Origin of the sequence: Desulfovibrio fairfieldensis, from assembly GCF_001553605.1 — a bacterium.
Lineage (GTDB): Bacteria > Desulfobacterota > Desulfovibrionia > Desulfovibrionales > Desulfovibrionaceae > Desulfovibrio > Desulfovibrio fairfieldensis.
In genome coordinates this window covers 2,760,354-2,778,459 of sequence record NZ_CP014229.1, presented here as the reverse complement: position 1 = coordinate 2,778,459, position 18,106 = coordinate 2,760,354, and the positions used below count along the sequence as shown (strand labels likewise).

At 63.0% G+C, this 18,106-nt stretch carries 18 protein-coding genes; 6 read left to right on the top strand and 12 right to left on the bottom strand.

Going from position 1 to position 18,106, the window contains the following annotated elements; all coding sequences use genetic code 11:
- Window positions 1-90: 90 nt before the first annotated feature.
- The 4 genes from pyrH to AXF13_RS11755 all read right to left on the bottom strand — a co-directional run bounded on the left by pyrH (window position 91) and on the right by AXF13_RS11755 (window position 2,463).
- Window positions 91-807: a UMP kinase gene (pyrH, locus tag AXF13_RS11770; protein WP_062253479.1), complete on the bottom strand. Its 717-nt coding sequence runs from the start codon at window positions 805-807 to the stop codon at window positions 91-93.
- A gap of 158 nt (window positions 808-965) precedes the next feature.
- Window positions 966-1,331 (bottom strand): DUF4911 domain-containing protein, encoded by a 366-nt coding sequence (locus AXF13_RS11765; protein ID WP_150116174.1) that lies wholly within the window; start codon window positions 1,329-1,331, stop codon window positions 966-968.
- Entirely contained in the window at window positions 1,331-1,675 is a 345-nt protein-coding gene (locus AXF13_RS11760) for an AzlD domain-containing protein (protein WP_062253478.1), read from the bottom strand. The genes AXF13_RS11765 and AXF13_RS11760 overlap by 1 nt, the downstream gene beginning before the upstream one ends.
- The gene (locus AXF13_RS11755) at window positions 1,672-2,463 is read right to left on the bottom strand and encodes an AzlC family ABC transporter permease (protein WP_009302778.1); all 792 of its coding nucleotides are present in this window, start codon (window positions 2,461-2,463) and stop codon (window positions 1,672-1,674) included. Before AXF13_RS11755 ends, AXF13_RS11760 begins: the two co-directional genes overlap by 4 nt.
- A gap of 78 nt (window positions 2,464-2,541) precedes the next feature.
- Here AXF13_RS11755 and AXF13_RS11750 point away from each other — a divergent pair, with 78 nt between their 5' ends.
- Window positions 2,542-3,603 carry a methyltransferase gene (locus tag AXF13_RS11750; RefSeq protein ID WP_062253476.1) on the top strand — a complete coding sequence of 354 codons (1,062 nt, stop codon included), beginning with the start codon at window positions 2,542-2,544 and terminating at the stop codon, window positions 3,601-3,603.
- A gap of 125 nt (window positions 3,604-3,728) precedes the next feature.
- Entirely contained in the window at window positions 3,729-4,520 is a 792-nt protein-coding gene (locus AXF13_RS11745) for a putative metalloprotease CJM1_0395 family protein (RefSeq protein ID WP_062254872.1), read from the top strand.
- Between the two features lie 135 nt (window positions 4,521-4,655).
- Here the strand turns inward: AXF13_RS11745 and AXF13_RS11740 are convergent, their stop codons facing one another.
- Window positions 4,656-5,882: an EAL and HDOD domain-containing protein gene (locus AXF13_RS11740; protein WP_062253474.1), complete on the bottom strand. Its 1,227-nt coding sequence runs from the start codon at window positions 5,880-5,882 to the stop codon at window positions 4,656-4,658.
- Window positions 5,883-6,413: 531 nt separating this feature from the next.
- Between AXF13_RS11740 and AXF13_RS11735 the strand changes: the two genes are divergently transcribed.
- Window positions 6,414-6,689, top strand: coding sequence for a helix-turn-helix domain-containing protein (locus AXF13_RS11735; RefSeq protein WP_009302786.1), 276 nt, complete (start codon window positions 6,414-6,416; stop codon window positions 6,687-6,689).
- 79 nt (window positions 6,690-6,768) lie between these two features.
- Here the strand turns inward: AXF13_RS11735 and AXF13_RS11730 are convergent, their stop codons facing one another.
- Together AXF13_RS11730 and AXF13_RS11725 are read right to left on the bottom strand one after the other, a co-directional pair.
- Window positions 6,769-7,143, bottom strand: coding sequence for a helix-turn-helix domain-containing protein (locus AXF13_RS11730; RefSeq protein WP_062253473.1), 375 nt, complete (start codon window positions 7,141-7,143; stop codon window positions 6,769-6,771).
- 427 nt (window positions 7,144-7,570) lie between these two features.
- The gene (locus AXF13_RS11725) at window positions 7,571-8,599 is read right to left on the bottom strand and encodes an IS110 family RNA-guided transposase (RefSeq protein WP_062253472.1); all 1,029 of its coding nucleotides are present in this window, start codon (window positions 8,597-8,599) and stop codon (window positions 7,571-7,573) included.
- Window positions 8,600-9,045: 446 nt separating this feature from the next.
- Here AXF13_RS11725 and AXF13_RS11720 point away from each other — a divergent pair, with 446 nt between their 5' ends.
- Window positions 9,046-9,615, top strand: coding sequence for a DUF417 family protein (locus AXF13_RS11720; RefSeq protein WP_062253470.1), 570 nt, complete (start codon window positions 9,046-9,048; stop codon window positions 9,613-9,615).
- A 13-nt stretch (window positions 9,616-9,628) separates the two neighbouring features.
- A complete protein-coding gene (locus tag AXF13_RS11715; RefSeq protein ID WP_062253469.1) occupies window positions 9,629-10,144 on the top strand; it encodes a DUF302 domain-containing protein in 516 nt (171 codons plus the stop codon).
- Window positions 10,145-10,493: 349 nt separating this feature from the next.
- On the opposite strand, the gene AXF13_RS11710 is transcribed toward AXF13_RS11715, so the two are convergent.
- The 5 genes from AXF13_RS11710 to AXF13_RS11690 form a co-directional block, all read right to left on the bottom strand.
- Window positions 10,494-11,555 (bottom strand): tetratricopeptide repeat protein, encoded by a 1,062-nt coding sequence (locus AXF13_RS11710; protein ID WP_009302793.1) that lies wholly within the window; start codon window positions 11,553-11,555, stop codon window positions 10,494-10,496.
- Complete coding sequence (locus AXF13_RS11705; RefSeq protein WP_062253466.1) at window positions 11,552-13,306, bottom strand: LIC12162 family transferase; 1,755 nt, start codon at window positions 13,304-13,306, stop codon at window positions 11,552-11,554. The genes AXF13_RS11710 and AXF13_RS11705 overlap by 4 nt, the downstream gene beginning before the upstream one ends.
- The gene (locus tag AXF13_RS11700; protein ID WP_062253465.1) at window positions 13,303-14,364 is read right to left on the bottom strand and encodes an N-acetylneuraminate synthase family protein; all 1,062 of its coding nucleotides are present in this window, start codon (window positions 14,362-14,364) and stop codon (window positions 13,303-13,305) included. Before AXF13_RS11700 ends, AXF13_RS11705 begins: the two co-directional genes overlap by 4 nt.
- A gap of 131 nt (window positions 14,365-14,495) precedes the next feature.
- Complete coding sequence (locus tag AXF13_RS11695) at window positions 14,496-15,776, bottom strand: molybdopterin molybdotransferase MoeA (RefSeq protein ID WP_062253463.1); 1,281 nt, start codon at window positions 15,774-15,776, stop codon at window positions 14,496-14,498.
- Window positions 15,777-15,843: 67 nt separating this feature from the next.
- Complete coding sequence (locus AXF13_RS11690) at window positions 15,844-16,659, bottom strand: MerR family transcriptional regulator (RefSeq protein WP_062253460.1); 816 nt, start codon at window positions 16,657-16,659, stop codon at window positions 15,844-15,846.
- 153 nt (window positions 16,660-16,812) lie between these two features.
- Between AXF13_RS11690 and AXF13_RS11685 the strand changes: the two genes are divergently transcribed.
- Window positions 16,813-17,976: an MFS transporter gene (locus tag AXF13_RS11685; RefSeq protein ID WP_062253458.1), complete on the top strand. Its 1,164-nt coding sequence runs from the start codon at window positions 16,813-16,815 to the stop codon at window positions 17,974-17,976.
- Window positions 17,977-18,106: the final 130 nt, after the last annotated feature.

Below are 18,106 nucleotides of genomic sequence, written 5' to 3'. Positions count from 1 at the left end.
TGGATGAAAAGCTTGGGAAACCCCATTTGGGTCTTGTTGTCCCTTGCCCGGCATGGGCAAAAGGCAACAACCCGCATCACGCGGGCTTCCTCAATTTTCGCGTACGATGGTGCCCACGGCTTCGCCCAGCACGGCCCGGCGGATGTCGCCCCCGAACATGCGGCAGACGATGATGGGCACGTTATTGTCGCGCACCAGGGCAAAGGCCGTGGCGTCCATGACGCCCAGACGCCGCGAGAGCGTCTCGTCGTAGCTGATGCTGTCGAACTTGACGGCGTCGGGGTGCGTGGCCGGATCCTTGTCATAAATGCCGTCCACTTTGGTGGCCTTGATGATGGCGTCGCACTTCAGTTCCATGCCGCGCAGGGCCGCCGTGGTGTCGGTGGTGAAATAGGGGTTGCCCGTGCCCGCTGCGCAGATCACCACCCGGCCTTTTTCCAGGTGGCGCAGGGCACGGCGGCGGATAAAGGACTCACAGACTTCCTGCATGGTGATGGCCGAAAGCACGCGGGTGGGATAGCCCTGTTTTTCCAGCATGTCCTGCACGGCCAGGGCGTTGAGCACCGTGGCCAGCATGCCCATGTAGTCCGCCGAGGAACGCTCCATGCCTTTGGCCGAGCCGGAGAGTCCGCGAAAAATATTGCCGCCGCCGATGACCAGGGCCATTTCCACGCCCATTTCGAGCACGGTGCCGATTTCGCCGCAGATGGCGGCCACGGTTTCAGGGTCGATGCCGGTTTTGTGCTCGCCCGCCAGGGCTTCGCCGCTCAGTTTGAGCAGCACGCGCTTGTACTTGAGTGTGGGCATGGCTCCGCCTTGGTAAAAGCTTTTGAAAGGATACGCCTGCCGTCGGAAAGGGAACAAAGGCGCGCCGGGCCGCCGCCGTGTAACGGAGATGTCATAGCAGAAAACGCGTCCGGCTCAAAGCCTTTTTGCGCGGGTCCGCGTCCGGCGGCCGGGCCGGTTCAGGCGCGGTCGGCGGGCTCGGGCGGGACGGAAAGATCGGGCAGGGGCCAGTCCTCCGCCGTAAAGGGCAGGCTCCGGGCCATTTCCGCCAGGGCGCGGCGGACGGCGCGTTCCCGCTGGGGCGAAAAGACCAGCTTGAGCAGAGCGGTACGCCGCTCCAGCACGGTGAAATAAGCGAGATTGTCGTAGGCTTCCAGCAGAAAGCGGAAAAGCGCGATGTGTTCCGGCGTCAGGCGCAGCAGCAGGCGGCCGCTGCGGCGGGGCGGCCGCAGGGGAGGTCCGGCGCGCCGTCCCGCGCGGCCCATGCGGTACAGGGCCGGGTGCGGCATGCCCGGGCCGGGATCATTGGGGCGGTCCGCGTCCATCAGTACCAGCCCAGCCAGCGGGCCAGAATCACCAGGCTGATGCCGAAGGCGATGGTCACAAAATAGTTCTTGCCCCACCAGGCCACCAGCAGGGAGGGCAGGGAGACCATCAGGAAGAGATTTGACGTGCCCGCGTTGAAACGCCCTTCGTAGAAGAAAACGTCCGGCCCCACCAGGGCGGCCATGACCGCCACGGGCACGAAGGACAGCCAGTGCCGCAGCAGGGCGGGCAGGCAGTCGCCCCTGAGAAAGGTCACGGGCAGCACCTTGGGCAGCTGGGTTACCAGCACGCTGCCCAGAACACAGAGCAGCAGCGCGCTGTGGGCGTCAATCCATGCGTTCATGGCCGGACCTCCGAAGGTTGGGCCGAAGGTTTGTCCGAATGTTCGGCTTGCGTTCCGGCGTTCTGTTCCGCTCCCGGATTCTCTAGGCCGGGGCCGCGCCGGGCGTAGAGCAGCAGCACGCCCAGGCTCGCGCCGAGAATTGTGGCCACGGCCACATTCCACTGGCTCATGCCGGCGGCCTTGAGGGCGATGGACAGGGCCGTGGTGAACAGGGCCACCAGCACGTGCAGGCGGCTCACGCACTGGGGCACCAGCAGGGCCAGAAACATGGCGGTGAGGGCGTAATCCAGGCCCAGGGGGCGCACGTCGTTGACCAGTTCGCCGCAGAAAGCGCCCACGGCGCAGCCGATCACCCAGGCCAGATGGGTGGTGCTGTTGCAGAGATAAAGCGTGGTGAGAGAGAGCTTCCAGCCGCGTTGCAGGGCTGTGATATGCACGGCGAACGTTTCGTCCGTGAGGCCCAGGCCCAGCAGAAAACGCTGCCAGCGCGGCAGGCGTGCCAGCCAGGGGGATTCGGCGGCGGACATCAGCAGATAGCGCAGATTGACGATGAACACCGCCGCGATGACCGACAGGATGCCCGCGCCCGCGCCCCAGAGGCTGGCGAAGACGAACTGGCCGGAGCCGGAAAACATCAGCACGGCCATGGCCACGGCCAGGGACGGGGGAATATTGTTTTTGACCGCCAGCACGCCGAAGGCGAAGCCCACAGGCACATAGCCCAGCACGATGGGCAGGGCGCGCCGCAGGCCTTCCGCCACAGGGGAGACGGTGGAAGGACTCGACATAGGCGTAACCTCACCGTAGAATGGAAGCAATAAGGGCTACTCTTTTTGCCCCGGTCTGGCAAGCCAAGGAGGCCTCGCATGGACAGAACCCCCTTTGCCGTATTGCAGCGCGACGCCACGGGCTACCAGCGCTCCTGCGCGCTGACGGCGGCGGCTGAACTGGATTTTTTCACAGTTATTCTGCGCAACGGCAACCGGATGAACGCCGGGGACCTGGCGCGGGAATGCGGCGTGGACGAGCGCGGCGCCGCGGTGCTGCTGAACGCCCTGGCGGGCATGGGTTATCTGTGCAAAAGCATTGGCGGCGCATCGGCTGATCCGGAGCAGGGCGGCCCGGGGGTCTATGCCGTGGCCGAAGCCTACCGGGACGCGCTGGACAGCCGCCACCCCCTTTCCTATGTGCCCATGCTGCGGCATATGGCCAACGCCCAGCGGGGCTGGGCGGAGCTGGCGCGCACGGTGCGGGACGGCAAACCCAGAACCCGGCGGCCCAGCATCCTCGGCGAAGAGGAGGACGACCGTTCCTTTATCATGGGTATGAACTCGTTGGCCGTGCGCACGGCGGCCCCCATGATCAGGGCCCTGCACGAGGCCGGGGTGCTGCATTTCGGCGAAGGACCGGCGCGGATTCTGGACGTGGGCGGCGCGTCCGGCACCTATACCCAGGCTTTTCTGGAGTGTTTGCCCACGGCGACGGCCGTGATATTCGACCGCCCCGTGGGCATTGAGGCGGCGCGACAGCGTTTTGCGGGCACGCCCCTGGAAGGCAGGGTGGATTTTCAGGCCGGTGATTTCTACAGCGACGCCCTGCCGTCGGGCTTTGATCTGGCCTGGATCAGCGCCATCATCCACCAGCACGGGCGAGAACAAAGCCGCGCCCTGTACCGTAACGCCTTGCAGGCCCTGAAATCCGGCGGCAAGGTGGCCGTGCGCGATTTCATCATGAGCGCGGACGGAACCAGCCCGGCGGCCGGAGCCTTGTTCGGCCTGAACATGCTGGTGCATTGCGCGGACGGCAGGGTGTATACCTTTGAGGAAGTGCGGGAGGATCTGCAGGCTGCCGGTTTCACTGCGGCGGAACTGGCCGTGCCCGCTGAAACCATGTCCGCCGTGGTGACCGCCGTGCGACCTCGGATGTAGTTTCAGAAATGAGAGACAACCCCTAACGTCCGGATTGAATCCGCCGATAAGAAAAGCGTAACGGCGTTTTTCGGGGTCCCTGCGCGGGCTTGGGACCGTTCTTCGTCGTTAAGGATCAAATGGATATGTCCGAAGCTCTGGAAAGCATCAGTCCCCGTCCTGTGGGACCGTTGACGCCGTTGGCTCCCGCCGCCGGTCCTGACGGCGTGGGCGGGGGTGGACGCGGTCGGGAGCGGAGTCCCTTTGCCCCGGCAAGCCGGGCGGGTCAGAACGACGGACAAGAGAGCGGCCCGGCGGGCCTGCCGGATCTGGCGGACAGCCTGAGCCTGAGTCCCGAAGCTCAACAACAGTTGCGCGAGCTGAAACTGCGTGACGCCGAGGTACGCGCCCATGAGAGCGCGCACATGGCGGCGGGCGGCGGGCATGTGAACGGCGGGGCCGGCTATACCTACCAGAAAGGGCCGGACGGGCGGCAGTACGCCATCGGCGGCCATGTTTCCATTGACGCCTCGTCCGTGCCGGGCGATCCGGAAGCCAGCAGGGAAAAGGCACAACAGGTGCGCCGAGCTGCCCTGGCCCCGGGAGAGCCTTCCGGCCAGGACCGCCAGGTGGCGGCGCGCGCCGCGGCTCAGGAAGCCCGTGCCGCGCGGGATGCCCGGAAAGAAGAGGACGACGGCGAGGGCCCGGCCGCATCCGGCCTGGTTTCGACCGTTGTGGAGCCCGCTTCCGCCGGGCGGACTTCCGCCTCGGACGCCGCTGTTTCCGCTGATGCCGCAGCGGCGGCCCTTGCGGGAACGGACCCGGTTGATTCGGCCGCGCGCCGTCGCGCCGCCGGAGCCTATGCCGACATGTCCATGCGCGGCGTCATGCCCACGGCCCTGGCCCCCGGCGGCACGGGCATTTCCCTGCAAGTCTAGGGCCTGTTGGCACTATGCCTTTTTGCCCGCTCGCTACGTCAGATTTTTGCTTTGCAGCGAAGCGCGCGAATCAGTTGCAGCCGCGTGCGGAGACAGGATTCCGACGGCAGGGGATATGCCGACAGCGGGCGGCTGTCAGAGCGTTTCGGCGAAAGTGTGAAACGTCGAGGCCAGCGTCATGGCTGTCCTGTATTTTTTCACTATCTCGCGCAGATCGAAGACGCCCAGAGCCGCAAAGAGCCGCGCCGCCTCGTCTATATTGCCTGTTTCAAGACAGAGTACGGCCTTGAGCCAGGGATAAAAATCTCCTTCCTGCGAGATGAGCGCCTTTTTCACCGCTTCGTTCAGGAAGGCCCGTTCAAAAAGATTCTCGAAGGATGTGCGGTGCATGGCGTCCAAAGTGGAAAAAAGCCCCAGCGCGAAAAGCTGCTCGGCATAGGGGGAGCCGCTGGAGGCGGCTATATCGCGCAGGAAATGCGCGCGGAAGACGCACAGTATGGACAGTTCCCGCGCGGTGTCGGAAGTGTGGCTCTGATCGGCGATGAGCATGGCCGAAAGCCAGCGGCGCAGCCGGTCCACGCCCATGAGCACGATGGCCTGTTTTATTGAGTCTATTTTCTCCCGGAAAGAAAAGGCGACCGAGTTGACAAAATTGAGCAGCCTGAACGCCAGTTGCGGGCTATAGGAAAGAAGAGCGAACAGTTCTTTCCGTTCTATCCTGCCGGAGGCCAGATAGTACAATATCCGCAATTTGGTGTGCGCGTCGGGGGTCAGCCTTTTGGCGGAGATCAGCTCGGGGCGCTGAAAATAAAAGCCCTGAAGCAGCTCGTACCCCGCATTCCCGGCCCATTCCGCCTCCTGGTAGCTTTCCACTTTTTCCGCCAGCATCGTGACGCCGCGCGTGCGCAGGCCTTCCGAGATGCCCGCCAGCCGCCGGGCGGGCGCGCTCTGGAAATCCACCTTCACGATATCCACAAGATCAAGGAAACCTTCCACTCCCCGCTGCCCCCTGTAATCATCCAAGGCCAGGGTGTAACCGAGGGATTTCAGATGCCGCAGGACGGCAATATTCTCCCGCGTACAGGGAACTGTTTCCAGGATTTCGAGAATGCACATGTCCGGCGACAGGGATTCAAGGATCTCACTGCGCAACAGTTCATCAGGTATGTTTATAAAAACTTTCGTGCGCGCGCCGGAGTGGGCGGAAGCAAACGAAATTCCGTCGACAATGATTTCCGAGGTCGCCTGGCTGCCGTCCTGAATATTGGCGGCGGCCAGATTGGACTGATCCCGAAAGAGCAGTTCATATCCGTATAGTGTGCCGCGTACCGTGAATATGGGTTGTCGTGCAAAAAATAGCATACTGGATGTTTTTTACGAGGAATACGAGAAAAAATCATTTTACGGAGGCAGTATATTTGACAAAGCCTTTCTGTGTCAAATGTACGAATTGAGATGTCCGGCAGAAAATAAACTTTACGGAATCTGTTCACAATAACGTATTTTTACTTTCCACGGACAATATACAGCGCGCATCCGCGCATTTTCCTCCGCAGAGGCCCGAGTGCCCGTTGACTGTTTCCGGCCGGTCAACCCGTCTTTTTTGCCGGGCCGGCCTGACTTCGGAAACATCCGCATGCGACAAGCGCCTTCCCGTCAAGGATTGCGCAACGGCCGCCGGTGATTTTCGGAAATACGCCGCATAGCCGACTGAGCAGTACGTCGGCAGGCTGAAATCGTCACTGTCACAGCGATTGCCGTCTTCTTTCCCTCCGGCGTGATTTCGTTGCTCCCGGGTGTTTTCCTTTTTCTCATGGGAGGGCTCTTTTTTTGAGCGTTTTCGATCTAAAGATCGAGTGTCAGGCCCTAAAAAAAAGTTTAACTTGAAAGCTTATGACGGCCAATAAGGTAGACCCTTCTATTTTCGGTGCGGAGCTTGCAGCCTTGCGCCGAAAATGCGGAATGACCCAAGCGGACTTGGGCAGGGCTTCCAATATCAATCCCCAATATATCAGCCTGCTTGAGAACGGCAAGCGCGAGGCGGGGCTTTCCACCATTGTGGCATTGGCGCAGGCTCTGGGCGTTCTGCCGGGGGTCCTGATCAATACGTATGTGGTGAATCGATCTATAGATCGAAAAATAAATAAAGGGAAGCCCCCCCAGGATTAGGGGAGGCCTTTAAAAATGCGGATTTTGCTCTCCGGCGGCGTCGCCTTTGAGAATGCCAATTCTCAAAGGCGACGCCGCTCTAACCGGCGCTTTTCAAAGCACGGCGCATAATTTCCGCCAGCAGGTCTTCAGTCGTGCATTCCGCCGCCGGTCTGCTTGTGACGGCGGCGGAAGCGGGGCTGACGCCGGGCTCATCCCTGGTCCGCACCATCCTGCCTCCTTGCCCCATGCGTACCCATTCCGGATTGATCCGTTTTTTCTCGAAAAGGGTTATGAGCCAATCGGACGGCACGGCCTTGCGCCGCTCGGCGTCGGAAACGGCCGATAGCCGGATGCCCAGGGCAACAGCCAGTTCCGCCCGCGTCTTGCACGCGGCGGCCTCAAAAACGCGGCGGTATTGCGAGGCAAAATCTCTTTGTGGCGGGAAGCCATATGGGGCGGGCGTTTCAGACATGGCGCTCTCCGGCGTAGCTGGTTGGCGATTGCCGAAAGCAATTGCCGGGAGCTGATAACTGCCCTAGGACAGCGGGTTTATTCCCCCACGAGGAGGTGTTGTATTCACCGCACTCCCGACATATATGGCCCCGCCCTGAAGTCAAGAAAAAAGATATGGTTTTTTTGTCGGATGCAAACATATATTCGGCGTCAGCCTGTGTTGGCAGCGCCCTGATGGGGTATACGCGCTTTCGTTCCTCTACAGCGTATCGGCGTCATTGCGCCAGTCGGGAGTTCAGGTTTTCCGAAAGCCGGTCCGACCGTTTTTCCATCTCTTTTTCTTGGCAACCTTGGGAAAGCTTTTATGCCGTTAGTGTTTGGCGGGCCGCATGCGCGCGGCTCACGCAAAAAGAAGCCGGGATGCATGCGGCATGGCAAACACTATTTTATGCGGCATGCCTGTATTCAGTGCCCTGGGCAAGCATGCTCCACGCTATCCGCGCTGTTTTATTCGCCATAGCCACACAGGCCTTGTTTCTTCCTCGCCGGGCGATGAGTTCTATAACCCAGGGGTTTGGCCGATATTTTGGCGTTTGTCCGGCGAGAATGCGAGTAATCGCCGACCTCGCGCCGTGAATAAACAGGGTTCGGATATAGCAGTCGCCCCGTTTCGAAATGCTCAAAAGCCTGGTCTTGCCGCCTGTGGAGTTTTGGCGCGGCACAAGGCCCAAGAAAGCGGCAAATTCCCTGCCGTTTTTGAAATTTGAAGCGACACCGGCAACAGTCAGCAGAATTGTAGCGGTCATGATGCCTATACCCGGCACCTGCATGAGCTGCTGGCAAGCTTCGTTCTCTTTGGCCACGGTCTTGAGCAGCTTATCCTGCTCAAGTATCTGGCTGTCGAAGAAACATATGGATTCATACAGTGAAGCTATATTACGGCGCATAAGGCCCGAAAGGGCGTTTTCCTCGTCGGCGATAATCAAGGGCAGTTGGTTTCGGATAGCGCTGATACCCTGGCGAATGATGATGCCGTACTCGGCCAGTAACCCTCTGGCCTGATTTACCAAAGCCGTGCGCGATTTGATGTATCCCTGCCGGGTTCTGTGTATGCATTGGATGTCAATCTGCTCCGGGGATTTGTGCGGCACAAAGCGCATGTTGGGTCGCTGCACGGCTTCGCAGATAGCAGCCGCATCATTGGTGTCGTTTTTCGCGCCAAGCAGATAGGCTTTCACATACTGGGGGTGGATGCGGCGGACTTCGTGCCCAAGACTTTCGATGGTTCTGGCCCAATAATCCGAGGATGCGCACGCTTCCATGCCGACAAGGCAGGACGGCAAGTTGGCGAAAAAGCGTACGACCCCGGCCCGGGTCAAAGTACGGCTGAGTACCGTCTTGCCTTTATCGTCAACGCCGTAGAGGGAAAAGCTGTTCTTTGCCAGATCAATGCCGATGGTGGTAGCGCTCTTCATGGGATGGTCTCCTCGCAAGGGTTTTACAGTAACCTATGCATAGCCCGTTTGTACGGGCGGGGCCATCCCATCAGCGTGTGTCGGCGGCGGGTCCGCCTTGGAATGGTGTGATGAGCACCTGTCGGAAATATGCCGAAGGCCTGGGATAAAGCAAGGCGGGGCGACCTGGCGCGCGTTGCGCCAGCGATTTGCTTGAGCCGTTCACGGCGAAGCCGTGTGGCCTTGAATGTAGCTAAAAGGCAGGCGGCGCTGCCTCGGGTCAGGACGGCATCGCTGGGGGCCACATCCGCGCGAGGCTGGGAGCGGCGCCAACGTTATTCCCACCGTATTTTTTTCTTGACATTTGATTCTATTTTTTAATAAACGTTAATTAACGAAAGCGCGTCACAAGAAAACGCACACGGCATCCGGCCCGCCCGTTCACCACCAAATCGGAGGAAATCCGTATGGCATCCGTCTTTCAACTCATGGCCGACACTGAAACCTTCGCCGTCTCCCTGACCCGCCTGGGGCTCATTGTGGTCCTGTTCTGGATCGGCGGCCTGAAAATCGCACCCTATGAGGCGGACGGCATTGTGCCCTTTGTGGCTGAAAGTCCCTTCATGAGTTTTCTGATGGACGACCCCTCGGACTACAAGGCGCATATGAATCCGGAAGGCAAGCTGGTGCCGGAAAACCGCCAGTGGCACCTGGAGCACGGCACCTACACGGCTTCGTACATCCTCGGCGCGATCATCGTCAGCCTGGGCATTCTGCTCTGCTTCCAACCCTGGCTGCCGCAGGTGGCGGCCGTGGGCGGCCTGCTGGTTTTCGGCATGTCCCTGGTCACGCTTTCCTTTCTGATTACCACGCCCCAGGTCTGGGTGCCCGACCTGGGCGACGCGGAGCACGGTTTCCCCTACCTGAGCGGCAGGGGGCGGCTGGTGCTCAAGGATGCCGTCATGATGGGCGCGGCCCTGGTCTGCATGGCCGATTCGGCAAAAAAATATCTGCGCCGCCGCGTCGCGGCCAACTGAGCGGGAGAATGATATGAATAGCTCTGAATTCAAATCCGGCGGCATCGCGCCTTGCCTGGCCCTGTGTTGTCTGCTAGCCCTGTTGTACACAGGCATTGCCTCTGAAACTCAAGCCAAGGACATCCCCATGAATGATATGCAGAATGGTCTGATGCGGAAAAAGGCCCACGGCGATCTGGACACGGTCTGGAAGCGCCTGCTCGACACGCTCACGGCGGCCAAAGCCCCGGTGTTCGCCACTGTGGACCATAAGGCCAACGCCCAGGGCGCGGGCCTGGACATGACCGGCGCGCGGGTGGTCATTTTCGGCAATCCCGCCGTGGGCACGGCCCTGATGCAGGCCGCCCCGGAAGCGGCCCTGGACCTGCCGTTGAAGATTCTGGTCTGGGAAAGCCCGGACGGCGTCATGCTGAGCTGGAGCGACCCGGCCTGGATCGCGGCCCGCTATGGTGCCGATCCTGATCTGGAAGTGGTGAAGAAGATGCGCGGCCTGCTGGAGAAGCTGACCAATGCCGCCGCAGGCATGTAGAGCGTTTTTATATTGAAAATACCTCAACGCTCGGTGCGGATTTTCCGTGAAAACCCGCACCGCGAAAGTATCGCAAGGCGAATTTACTTCGCCGTTAAGGGATAATTTCAAGCACAAAATGCTCTAGGGCCTGTTAACGCTATGCCTTTTTGCCCTCCTGCCGCGTCAGATTTCACCTGCTTTTTCGGTCGAGTACCAGAAGAGTACACTCCCTCAAAGCAGGTTTATCTTCCTTGCAGGCGAACAAAAATTCTATAGTGTTAACAGACCCTAAAAGACCCCGCAGAGATATCAACAGCAAAAGAGGCCGCGAAATCGCGGCCTCTTTTGCTGTACTGTCCGGCGGAAATTACTGCTGCTTGGGCTTCTTGCGGCTCTGTTTGGCGGCCGCCGCGGGTCTGGACGCGGTTTCGGGCTTGCCCTGCGCGCGGAGAACGGCCTTGGCGTCCGGGTCGCCGTTCTTGGCGGCCAAACGGTACCAGCGGGTGGCCTCGCTCAAGTTGCGGGGCACGCCGGTGCCCTGGTCGTACATCAGGCCGAGGCTGTACTGGGCTGCGGGCTCATTTTGCTCGGCGGCCTTGCGGTACCATTCCACGGCCTTGTTGTAGTCCTGCGGCACGCCCCGGCCCTGTTCGTACATGAAGCCCAGGTTGTACTGGGCCTCGGCGTAGCCGCGCTCGGCGGCGCGGTTGTACCATTGCACGGCCTTGACCGGGTCCTGGGCGTAGCCGCGCCCTTCGGCATACATATAGGCCAGGTTGTTCTGGGCCTTGAGGTTGTCCTGCTCGGCGGCCTTTTCAAACCAGTGCACGGCCTTGGTGTCGCTCTGATTTTCGCCCTTGCTGTTCAGATAGGTCCAGCCCAGGGAATACTGGGCGTCGGCCAAACCCTGGTTGGCGGCGCGGCTGTACCAGTCGATGGCCGCGTTTTCATCCTTGGGCACGCCCCGGCCGTAGGCGTAAAGATAACCCAGATTGTACTGGGCCATGGCCAGGCCTTGCTCGGCGGCCTTGCGAAACCAGCGCGCCGCTTCGCGGTAATTGCGGCGTACGCCCTGGCCCGAGGCTTGAGCCGTTCCCCAGGCGTTCTGGGCGCTGATGTCGCCCTTTTCCGCCGCCTGGCGGAAAAGCTGGGCCGCGCGCTGCTCGCTTTTTTTGACGCCTTTGCCGTCCAGGGTCAGGCGGCCCAGCACATAGAGCGCTTCGGCATTGCCCTTGTCGGCCAAGGGTTTGAGCAGAGCCACGGCCTTGCCGTAATCCGCCTTTTCAATGGCGGCCTGGGCATTGCGCAGGTCGCCCGCCTCGTCGGCCAGAGCCGCGGGTACCAGGGAGGGCAGTCCCGGCGCGGCCGGGGAGCAGAGCAGCCCGGCGGCCAGGAGGAAAAACAGGAAACAGCGGGAAGATAGCTTCATAGTTTCGTCAGGGTTTGGGTCCAGTAGGGATTTTCGCTGCCCTTGACCATCATGGCCTGAAGGGCGCAATAGGTACGGCGCGCGGCCTGCACGGCGGCGCTGCGCCACCAGGAAACCGGGTCTTCCCAGACCTGGTTGACCTTGGCGGCGGCTTCCTCGGCGGTGCCGAACCAGATTCCGGCCCGCGCCAGCACGTCCAGCAGGGCTTCGCTTTCCGGCGTGAGCGGCCAGGCCTCGCGCGTCCAGAACATGACTGTGGGCACATTGGCGGCCAGGGCTTCCAGCATGGTGGTGCCGTGATGGTCCAGGACCAGCAGGCGGCAGGCCAGCATCTGTGGGGTGAGCGGGCCGGTGCTCAAGCGTACGCGGGGAAAGCGCGGCAAGAGCCATGTGGCATCCTGCAGGGCGCCGGGCACGTCGAAATAGGGGCGGTAAAAGGCGCGGGATTGCAGCGAGCGGCCCAAGGCCTCGAAGAACCACTGCTTGTCCTCGCGGTACTGGATCATCTGGAGCGGCGTGGGATGGGCGTCCAGGCGGTAGCCGTAGGCGGGCATCTCCGTGCCCACAAAGAGCAGATGGCGGCCGTTTTTGCCGTGCCAGCGTCCGGCGATGCGCGCGATCTGGGGATAGGGCAGGGGGATGAAATTGCCCCGGCTACCCGCGTGCTCGCTCCAGCCCCAGGTGCCGAAGGCATGTTGGCTGTATTCCACCAGGGCCGTATCGCAGGTGACCCGCACCTGTCCGTAGTTGCCGCCGTGCTGCACGTACATCAGGCGGTTGCCGTGGGCGCGCCAGACGGCCAGGCGTTGGCGGTAGGCCGCGTCCTCATAGGCCGCCACGCTGGCGACGCGCAGGCAGGGCGGGAAGAGGTGCTTCTTGAGCCGTTCCGGGTGGCGCAGCCGCGCCAGGGATTGCGGCAGGGCGGCCAGAAAGAGGGGCAAGGGGTCCAGGGGCAGGTCGGCGCGCGCGCCCGTGGCCCGGCTGCCGTAGGTTTCGGCCAAAGGCTGGGAGCGGTCCGGACCGTCGCTCACATGCACCAGCGAGAGGGAAAAACGCAGGGCCTGCCGGATGCTCATGCCTTTGAGGCGCGGGAAGAGCAGGCGCAGTTGCGTGCGCCGGGCCCACTGCCGCAGACGGCTTTTCAGATCCGCAGGGGCCTCGTCGCCGTAAGCCTCGCTGAGCGGGGGCAGCATTTCCTTTTGCCAGGCCCGGGGCCAATGGGCCTCCAGCAGGCGGGAAAGCAGCCAGTGGTTGAAGGTCTGGCCCAGCGCGCCGTGCAGGGTGAAATCGTGCTCGCCGTGGAAGCTGAAGGTGCAGTTTTCCGGCAGCAGGGGCACGCGCAGGGGCAGATGCCCCCAGGCCTCGGTCATGGCTTTGACCCGCTGCCAGCGTTCCACAATCTGCTTGGCGACGTCGATGGCCCAAGGCGTGAGCAGGGTTTCCCAGTAGGGGGACGGCAGTTCCGCGCTGTGCGGGCAGAGTCGGGCGGCCAGGGCGGGCAGGCTGTCCACGCACAGCGCCTGGGCCTCCTTGGCTGTGCGCTCCAGCACCTTGAGGTCGCGTAACGGTTCCGGCGCGAAGACGAAACGGTCTTCCCAGTCCGGGAAGAAATCCTCCTCACCGGCAAAGCACCAAGGCCCGGCGGCCCAGTGACTTTCCGGCTCGGCTCCGCGCGGCATGGCCCCCAGCACCAGGCTGACGCCGCCGTGTACCGCGCCGGACGCCGTATCCACAGACGTGAGCGCGCTCATGCCCGGTCCAGATCCGCCCAGGTCAGCACCGTGTCTTCCGGCAGATCGCGCCGGGCGCGCAGGCCGAGCACTTCGTCATAATTGCGCGGGGAAATGCCGTGGGCCGGGCGCTTCCAGGTCAGGTCCGCCGGAGTCAGCGCCTGGCCGGCGGGCACGGCGCGGGTCGTGACCAGGGAACGGCGGGCGTGTTGCCGGGCCGGTTCCTCCGCGGGCAGGGCGCGCACGTCGAGATCGCCCACGCTGTCCAGCGTGCGCCGGAGCCGGGCGTAAAAGCGCTTCAGATCCTCTTTGTCCATGGCGTGGTAATGGTCGTTGCCGGGCAGGGCCTTGTCGTGGCTGAAATGTTTTTCCAGCACGCGCGCGCCCAGCAGGGTGGCCGTTTCGAGGATATGCATGTCCTGCGGCAGGGTGTGGTCGGAATAGCCGATGACGTGTTGCGGGAAGTGGCGCTTGAGCGCGGGAATCATGCCCAGGGCCGCGTTTTCGTCGGCTGTGGGATAGTTCAGTACGCAGTGCAGCAGGGCCAGCTTGTTGCCCTTTTCCTCGATCCATTCCACGGCCTCGGCGATTTCGTGCAGATGGGCCGCGCCCGTGGAGAGCAGGATGGGCTTGCGGAAATCGCAGAGAATGCGGATGAAGGGCTTGTTGGTGATATCGGACGAGGAAATCTTGAACACGTCCATGAGGTCGTTGAGGAAATGCGCGGATTCCACGTCAAAGGGCGTGGACAGAAAGGCGATGCCCGCCGCGTCGCAGTGCTTCTTGAGGGCTTCGAATTCGTTTTTCCAGAAGGAGTCATGCCGCTTGAACAGCTCGTACTGGCTTCTGGTGGGCTCCTTGCTGGTGTCCCAGTAGGCGGGCGAATCCTTGGAGGCCAGGGTGGCGGCCTTGTAGGTCTGGAACTTGATGGCGTCGGCCCCGCCCTCGGCGGCTTCGTCGATGAGGCGGCGGGCGATGTCCATGCTGCCCTCATGGTTCACGCCCGCCTCGGCGATGACGTAGGGCACGGGGATGCGTTTTTCCGGCGCGGGAATATCGAATATATCTGTAATTTTCATACGGATTTCCTCACTCTCTTGCGGATGAAGCGCGCATTATACGCGCTTGGGGCGCAAAAGAAAAGCATGGTGAGGGCGGCGTGGCGGGCGTCAGGCCCCAAAAGGAGCTGTTAACATTTGCCGCGAGCGGCCTACAGCAACAATACGTCCACCACGCTGCCCTGTTCCAACCCTTCCAGGTCGGCGTCAATGCGTACCAGGCCTTGGGCGTCCAGCAGGGTGCGCAGCAGGCCGGACAGGCCGGGCACGGGCACGGCAAGGGGCAGGCCGCCGGTGGGCTCCGGGTCGGCCGGAGCTTCCAGGCGTACCCGCAGATAGTCCTCGCGTCCCTGCTTGGAGGCCATGTTGCGCGACAGCACGGCCCGGCGCGCGGGCCAGAGGTTCTGGTCAAAGGCATCGGACCGCCCCGCCAGATGGCGCAGAAAGGGCGTGCCCAGCACAAACATGACCACCTGGGCCGAAGCCACCTGGCCAGGCAGGCCCCAGACGCATTTTTGCCCCACGCGGGCCAGAATCAGCGGCTTGCCCGGCGAAAGGGCCACGCCGTGGCAGAAAATTTCCGCATCGGGCAGGCGTTCCAGGGCCGCGACGGTAAAATCGCGCGCGCCCACCGAACTGCCGCCCGAGAGCAGCAGCACGTCCACATCGGCCAGGTGTTCCCGCAGAGCAACGGCAATGGCTTCCAGGTCGTCGGGCACAATGCCCAGCAGGCGCGGCTCGGCCCCGGCTTCGCGGCAGATGGCCGCCAGGGCGTGGCTGTTCACGTCGCGCACCTGGCCGGGCCGGGGATCGGCGCTGACGGGAATGACCTCGTCGCCTGTGGAAAGGATGCCCACCCTGGGCCGGGCGCGCACGCTCACGCCCCGCGCGCCGCAGGCGGCCAGCAGGCCGATTTCCTGCGGGCGGAGCAGAACGCCGGATCTGAGCGCCGGGCGGCCCTCACGCGCGTCGTCGCCGCGCCGCAGCACATGCATGCCCGGAGCCACGGGCCGCCGGATTTCCACCAGGGGCTCCCCATTTTGGCCGTCGGCCAGTTCGGCACTGTGCTCCATCATGACCACGGCGTCGGCCCCGTCCGGCAGCGTGCCGCCGGTGACGATGGCCGCGCATCGGCCCGGCTCCAGACTGAAGTCGGCCGGGCGGTCCACGGCGATGCGGCCCGTGAGGGCCAGATAGACCGGATTGCCCTCGGACGCGCCGAAAACGTCCGCCGCCTGCACGGCATAGCCGTCCATGCCGGAGCGGCTGGTCAGGGGCACGTCGTCCCCGGCAATGACGTCCGCCGCCAGCACCCGGCCTTCCAGGCCGCGCGGGTCGGTCAGGGACGCCGTTTCGGAGGGCAGGGGGGCAAAGGCCGCCAGGCGGCGGGCCACTTCCGCCACGGGCAGGACCACAAAAAAGTTTCGGGGCATGGCTCTTCCTCCCATCCGCCCGTGTACAGCATCCCCGGCGGCCCGGCAATACGGGCCCGGCAGTGCTTCATTCCAGCCGGACAATGTATTTCGCCACATAGACCGCGCCCGACCCGGTCAGCAGGTGGCTCATCAGATCATAACCGTAAGCGTCGCCGCGCATGCGCAGCCCCGAGTCGGCAACAGCCCTGACCATGCGCCCGAAAGCGGCGGCTTGGCTGGATACCTCGCCCTTGTGGAAAAAGGCCGCATAGCGTCCGGCGGGAATTTCCCGCACGTCCCCCGCGTCGCCCGCTTCCGCCCGGGTAAAGAAAAAGCAGGGCCGGAATTCTCCTTTTCCGGCGTGTTCCGCCGGGATGATCATGCCGAGAGGGGCGTCCGTGCTGTTGCCGCGCTCCAGATCATGCGCCAGGCAGGCGGAGTAGCATTCGACGCTGCCCGCGCCGCTGAGAATTTTTTCCGGGTCCGTGGGCACGGCAATGATGCGTTCCGCCTCCTTTTCCTCAAGCAGCAGCCTGTCGAAGTCCGCACCAATGGTCTCTTCGGTCAGGGCGATGAGCCTGCGCAGCATGGCTTCGCGCCGGGCCAGACGCGCCCGCTCTTTCTCGAGGATTCCGGCGCGCTCGCGGAGCAGGCGCAGATAGGCGCGGGGATCGCGCATTTCCCGACAGGCCCGGATTTCCCCAAGCGTGCTGCCGGTCTCTTTAAGCAGGGATATCATGTCGAAATCGAAAAACTGCTCCAGGCCGTAGCGGCGATAGCCGTTGCCCGAGACGTGCCTGGGCTTGAGGATGCCTTCCCGGTCGTAGTGGAAGAGCGTTTCCTTGGTTGTATGGCACAAGCGGGCGAATTCCCCGGTTTTCAGAAATTTTTCATTTTTCATGCAATGCTCCTTGACCCTTGCCTTACCTCATAGTTTATAGTGATCCATTACAAGAGGGAAGTCCGCGCGCAGAGGGCGCCCGGGCCGCATCCTCCGGGTATTTCAGAGCAGCTTTCCTTTGAAAGGCAAACTGCTTTAAGGAAGTGACGTGTCATGAAATGGTCCGAGTTCAGCACGGCCCGCGCGGCCTGTGCGTATTTCTTCATCTGTCCCGGCCTTGCCTACGGCCTGCTGACAGCGCGCCTGCCCGCGCTCAAGGCGCAGACCGGGGCGGACGATGCCCAGATAGGCCTTATCCTGCTCTGTCTCGGCGTGTCCGGGCTGGTCGCGCTTTTCGGCAGCGCCTGGCTCATCGCGCGCTGGGGCAGCCGCGCGGTTCTCCGTCTCGGCACCCTTGTGCTGCTTTTTTCCCTCCCGTTCTGCGGGCTGGCCTCCACGCCGCTGTTGCTCGCCTTGGCCTGCGTACTGGTCGGTTGCGGCACGGGTTTGGCCGATGTCGCCATGAACACGCAGGGGATACAGATTGAACGGCGTTACCATGCCCCGTGCATGGCGCTCATGCACGCCTCCTACAGCCTCGGCGGCGTCATGGGCTCGCTGATGGGGGCGCTGTTCGCCGCTCTGGGCTTCAGCCCGCTTGTCAATTTTATCGGCGTGCTCGGGGGCTATGCCTGCTTCCGGCCGCTGGCCGTGCCCCGCCTCCAGCCGGACGGCGCGACGGAACAAACGGCGCGGAAAAGAACCTTTCGCGCCCTGCCGCTTTTCGTCATCGGCTGCGGTCTGCTTGCCATGTGCACCTACGCGGCCGAAGGCTCGGTGGCGGAATGGGGCAGTCTGCTGCTCTTCAGCGTGAAAGGGGCCGATGAACAGACCGCCGCCCTGGTCTACGGCGCCTTTGCCGGAACCACGGTGCTCTGCCGCGTTTTCACCGACCGGCTGCGGAGCTGGGCCGGGGATTTTCCCCTGACCTGCGGCGGGGCATTGCTCGCGGCCTGCGGCATGGCCCTGGCCCTGTTTTCTCCCAGGGCGGGCGTCTGCCTTCTGGGCTATGCCTGCATGGGCGCAGGGCTTTCTCCCATTGTTCCCATTCTGTTCAGCCGCGCCGGGGAATATCCCGGCGTCACTCCCGGCGAGGCCAGCGCGGCCGTCTCCGTGCTGGCCTACGGCGGCCTGCTGTTCTTTCCGCCCACCCTGGGCTGGCTTGCGCACAGGGTCGGGCTGGGCAACGCGCTGCTTGTGGTGCTCGGGCTCTGTTGCTGTCTGGCCCTTGGGACGTTTCTGCTCCGGGGCGGTTCCAGGAGCGTAACGCGGGCATAAGGGCGGCATATGGCGCAAAGCGGGAAGCGGAGCACCGTCGGTCGATGGCGGCTGTGCTCCGCTTCGGCTGTGGCCCGTTTTTGCCTTTGCCCCGGGAATCGGCTATGCTGCCTGACCGCGCGGCGGCTTG